At 73.9% G+C, this 4736-nt stretch carries 6 protein-coding genes and 1 pseudogene; 3 read left to right on the plus strand and 4 right to left on the minus strand.

What is annotated here, in order from left to right; all coding sequences use genetic code 11:
• The 3 genes from A6Q79_RS02700 to A6Q79_RS02710 form a co-directional block, all read left to right on the plus strand.
• On the plus strand, nucleotides 1–266 hold a 266-nt coding region (locus A6Q79_RS02700), incomplete at its 5' end, for a hypothetical protein (protein ID WP_317696034.1).
• 42 nt (nucleotides 267–308) lie between these two features.
• Nucleotides 309–1076 (plus strand): PspA/IM30 family protein, encoded by a 768-nt coding sequence (locus tag A6Q79_RS02705; protein WP_286689688.1) that lies wholly within the window; start codon nucleotides 309–311, stop codon nucleotides 1074–1076.
• A 24-nt stretch (nucleotides 1077–1100) separates the two neighbouring features.
• Entirely contained in the window at nucleotides 1101–1523 is a 423-nt protein-coding gene (locus tag A6Q79_RS02710; RefSeq protein WP_317696039.1) for a DUF2505 domain-containing protein, read from the plus strand.
• An 84-nt stretch (nucleotides 1524–1607) separates the two neighbouring features.
• Here A6Q79_RS02710 and A6Q79_RS02715 read toward each other — a convergent pair whose 3' ends face one another.
• The 4 genes and pseudogenes from A6Q79_RS02715 to A6Q79_RS02730 form a co-directional block, all read right to left on the minus strand.
• Nucleotides 1608–1916, minus strand: a complete 309-nt coding sequence (locus tag A6Q79_RS02715) for a hypothetical protein (protein ID WP_144433672.1) — start codon at nucleotides 1914–1916, stop codon at nucleotides 1608–1610.
• On the minus strand, nucleotides 1913–3313 hold the full coding sequence (locus tag A6Q79_RS02720; RefSeq protein WP_083516270.1) for a wax ester/triacylglycerol synthase family O-acyltransferase: 1401 nt from the start codon (nucleotides 3311–3313) through the stop codon (nucleotides 1913–1915). The genes A6Q79_RS02715 and A6Q79_RS02720 overlap by 4 nt, the downstream gene beginning before the upstream one ends.
• Before the next feature lie 62 nt (nucleotides 3314–3375).
• Nucleotides 3376–4344 (minus strand): hypothetical protein, encoded by a 969-nt coding sequence (locus A6Q79_RS02725; protein ID WP_317696044.1) that lies wholly within the window; start codon nucleotides 4342–4344, stop codon nucleotides 3376–3378.
• 141 nt (nucleotides 4345–4485) lie between these two features.
• Nucleotides 4486–4736 (minus strand): annotated as a pseudogene (locus A6Q79_RS02730) (hypothetical protein); the annotation flags it as partial.

Here is a 4736-nt window from a genome sequence, read left to right on the forward strand (position 1 = left end):
CGCTGGAGCGCGCCGCCGGGCTCGTGAAGGAGGCGCAGACGAGTGCCGAGGCCGACGTGGCCGCCTGGCGCGCGTCGTCGGCGCCGAGCGACGACCTCTCCCTGGGCGGGATCCTCGGCGGCCTGGCCATGGGGTCGGGCAGCCGTGGACGCGTCCGACGCTCCGGCCGGACGACCCGCTCGAGCCGCCGCACCGCCAGCCGCCGCACCCGCAGTCCCCGCTCCACCAGCAGACGGAGCCGTCGCAGCGGCGGCGGACGGTTCTGACCCCCGACCCCACCCGCACGTCCCACCGGAAGAGAGAGCACCATGGCCCAGAAGCAGTCGATCCTCGGTCGTATCGCCCAGCTGACCCGCGCGAACGTGAACGCGATGCTGGACAAGGCCGAGGACCCCGAGAAGATGCTGGACCAGCTGGTCCGCGACTACACCAACAGCATCGCCGAGGCCGAGGACGCCGTGGCGCAGACCATCGGCAACCTGCGGCTCGCCGAGGCCGACCACGCCGAGGACGTCGCCGCCGCCAAGGAGTGGGGCGCGAAGGCGATCGCCGCGTCGCAGAAGGCCGACGCCCTGCGCACCGCCGGCCAGCCGTCGGAGGCCGACCGCTTCGACCAGCTCGCCAAGGTCGCGCTCGGCAAGCAGATCGGCTTCGAGAACGAGGCCAAGACGGCCGCCCCCGCGATCGCCCAGCAGAACGAGACGGTCGAGAAGCTCAAGACCGGGCTCGTCACCATGCGCAGCCGGCTCGACGACCTCAAGACCCGTCGCGACCAGCTCGTCGCACGTCAGAAGACGGCCGCCGCGCAGGCCCAGGTGCAGCAGGCCGTCGGCTCCATCAACGTCCTCGACCCCACGAGCGAGCTGTCCCGCTTCGAGGAGAAGGTGCGGCGCGAGGAGGCACGCGTGGCCGGGCACGCCGAGCTGCAGGCCTCGAGCCTCGACGCGCAGTTCGAGGAGCTGGAGGCCGACACCACCCAGCTCGAGATCGAGGCGCGGCTCGCGGAGCTCAAGGGCCAGCTCGGCACGTCGTCGGCGCCCCAGGTCGAGTCCGCGCCCGAACAGCCCGCCTCCTGAGCGCAGAACTGCAAGGATGACGCCATGAAGATCAACGAGACCCACTCCTACGGCGACGCCGACGTCGAGGCCGTGTTCGGCCTCATCTCCAGCGAGGCGTTCCGCACCGAGGCTGCCGAGGACGCCGGCGCGAGCGACATCGACGTCGACGTCACCGAGTCCGGCGGGGCCGTGACGATCACGATCGTGCGCACCCAGCCCGCCGAGATGCCCGACTTCGTCAAGAAGCTCACCGGCGACACCGTGAAGGTCAGCATCATCGGCCAGCCCGCCGAGATGCTGGGCACGGCCGTCCTGGAGGCCAAGGGTGGTGGCACCTCGTTCACCGTCGCCGGCGACGTGACGGTGAAGATCCCGTTCATCGGCAAGAAGATCGAGCCCGAGGTCGCCAAGGCGATCAAGGGGTCGCTCAAGCACGAGGTCGAGCTGGGCAAGACCCGCCTCTGACCCCCGCGGGACCGCCCCGCCCGCGGTCCACGCACGAGGGCCCCCGACCGTGCAGGTCGGGGGCCCTGCTGCGTGGTGCGCGGCTCAGCCGAGCAGGCCGAGGACCGTCTCGAGCTCCTGCGGGGCGTACCAGGCGAGGTTGCCGCTGCCGTCGGCGTCGACGTGCAGGGCCTCGACGTCGGCGAGGGTCACGTCGGCGGTCGACCCGTCGGCCGACTGCGCCACCTCGGCCACGACCACGACCGGACCGTCCTCCGCCGCGGCCTCCAGCGCCTCGAGCTCGTGCTGCTCGTCGTCGGACTCCGCGGCGACGACCTCGCCGTCGAGCGGGCTGCCGTCGCGCAGGGCGCGCAGCCGCTCGGCGTCGACCCCGACCCACACCCGCACGCTCATGCCTTCCTCGGCTTCTGCCGGCCGCGCGGGGCCCGACCCCGACGCGGTCCGACGGTCTCCACCAGCTCCTCGAGGGCCTCCTCGATGCACTGCCCCAGGACGTCGACGTCGGGCACGGCCTCGCGGTCGGCGACGATCCCGAAGAACACGCCCCCGTGGTACGACGTGACACCGATCGACACGACACGCTGGTCGATGAGCGGGATCGCCGGGTACACCTCGGCCACCTGCTCCCCCGCCATGTAGACGGGCTCCTGCGGGCCGGGCACGTTGGTGATCGTCAGGTGGTGCCCGCGCGACGTCTCGGTCGCGGCGACGCGTGCGCCGACCGCGTGGAACGTCGACGTGGCGAAGCCCGGCAGGCTCGCCAGCTGGTTGGCGGCGACGGCGGAGCCGGTCTCGCGGTGGTCCTTCAGCGCGTACGACACCTGGTGCAGGCGCACGACCGGGTTCGTCTCGCCCACCGGGAGCGAGAGCAGGTGCCCGCGCACCTTCGAGCCGAGCGAGGTCGGCAGGCCGTCGTCGGCCGCGACCGACATCGGCACCATGGCGCGGAAGCTCGTCTTCGCGGTGACCGGCTCGGCGCGCGTCAGCATCCAGCCGCGGATGCCGCCGGTGATGACGGCGAGCACGACGTCGTTGACCGTGCCACCGTGCTGGTCGCGCACCCGGCGGTACTCCTCGAGGCAGGTCGAGACGGTCGTGAACCGGCGGTGGCGCGACAGCGTGCCCGAGAGGACGCCGCGCTGCGACGGCGCGCCCGCACCGATGACCGGCAGGTGGCGCGCGACGCGTCCGACGTTCATCTCGGCGATCCGCAACGCCTCGCCCGGGTGGCGCACGTTGCGCTCCAGCGTGGCGGCGACGACGCCGAGCGGACCCGGCCGCGGGTGCGGGTTCCAGTCCTCGTGCGGGATGTCGCGGACCCGGTCGGTCTCCTCCAGCAGCACCTGCGCGAGGTCGATCGTCTCCGAGCCGTCGACGAGCGCCTGGTGCGCCTTGAACAGCAGCGCCACGCTGCCGTCCTCCAGGCCCTCGATGAGGTAGAGCTCCCAGAGCGGGCGGTCGAGGTCGAGGCGACGGGCCACGAGCCGACCGACCAGCTCGTGGAGCGCGTCGCGCGTGCCCGGGCGGGGCAGCGCGGACCGGCGGACGTGCAGGGAGATGTCGAAGTCCTCGTCGTCGGTCCACAGGGGCGTGCCGAGCGCGCCAGGGACCTTGCGCGGCACCTGGCGGTAGCGCGGGACGATGTCGAGCCGTTCGTTGATGACGCCGATGAGTCGGTCGTAGGTGAGCGAGCCCCCGGGCTCCAGGATCGCCAGCGAGGCGATCTGGCGGGGCACGTCCGGGCTGTCCAGGTTCAGGAACATCGCGTCCAGAGGACTCAGGCGCTGCATCTCACTCCTCGCAGATCCCGACGAACCTACCACCGGTATCGACGTCCGGCGTGCGGCGTGGTTCACGTCGTGGGTGCGGCGAGCGTCACGGGACGGACGCGGGTCACGAGCGTCGCCAGCGTCTGGACGGAGGCGACCAGCGCCGACCTCGGGTCGACCTCGGCAAGGGTCGCCCCGCGCAGCGCGGCGGTGTCGACCGTGGGCCCGTCCTGCGGCAGCGCGACGAGCGGGCGGACGCCGGCGAGCCGGTGGACCGTCGAGGCCAGCTGCTCCACGCTCCACCCGATCGAGTCACGCACCTGGTTGAGCACCACGACCGGCTCGTCGGGCACCAGGTCGCGCAGGTCGTGCAGTCCCCGGACCAGACGGGTGAGCCCGACGGGGTCGGCCCGACCCACCACAACGACGACGTCGGCGACCTGGAGCGCGGTCACCGTGGCCTGGTCGCGACCACCGCCCGGCCCGTCGGGCGCCTCGAGGCAGGACGCGACGTCGACGACGACCGCGTCGTGCGTGTCAGCCAGCCGTCGCAGCACGCGCTCGAGGGGCGCCGCCCGCACGTGCACCCACATGTCGGGGCGAGGCAGCCCGGTGAGCACGGCGAAGCCGTCCCGGACGACCTGCAGGTGCTCCTCGACCTGCTCCTCGTGGCCCTGGTTCGCCACACGACAGGCCGCCATGAGGCCCGACACCTCGTCGAGCAGCCCGAGCTGCTGCGCCTGGGCGCCGCCGCTGGTGTCGGCGTCGACGAGCACGCAGCGCCGGCCGGTGCGCGCCATCGCGTCGGCCAGCGCAAGGGCCACGGTGCTGCGCCCGGGCGCGCCCTGCGGCCCCCACACGGCCACGACCAGGCCGTCACGCGGCGGCTCCGCCGCGTCGCGCGTCCCTCCGGGCGGCTCGTCCGCGGCGGGTCCGTCGTCGGCGCGCAGCCGGACCGTCCGCAGCGCCGAGACGACGTCGTCGCTCGCGCCCACGGCGTCGGCGCCCAGGGCCGACGCGCGGTCGGCGGGGCCGAGCCCGACGACCCGCACGCCCCACCGCGACGAGCTCCGCGACGTCGACGCACCGACGCACGAGCTGCAGGTCTGGCGCGGCCTCGACGGCCCGTACCGCTGCCGCCTCCCAGCCTGCACCGGCGGCCGCCAGCACGACCCGTCGCGGCGGGGAGGAGGTCACGAGCGCCGCACGATCGTCACGTGGCCGGACGTCAACCGGGCCAGCGTGGCGCCGTCGAGGTCGGGGCCGACGTCGACGAGCACGGTGCGCGCACCCCCGGACGCCCCGACGGCCCCGGCCCGCACGACGGCGACGCCCTCGAGCAGCAGCCGCGCCGGACCGGAGTCGGTCGCGACGGGGTCGCCGTCGGGTGACGGACCGACCCAGACGTCGACCCGCTCCCCCGCGCGCAGGTCGTCGGGCGCGG

This window comes from Aeromicrobium sp. REDSEA-S32_B7 (assembly GCF_001626145.1).
Lineage (GTDB): Bacteria > Actinomycetota > Actinomycetes > Propionibacteriales > Nocardioidaceae > Aeromicrobium > Aeromicrobium erythreum.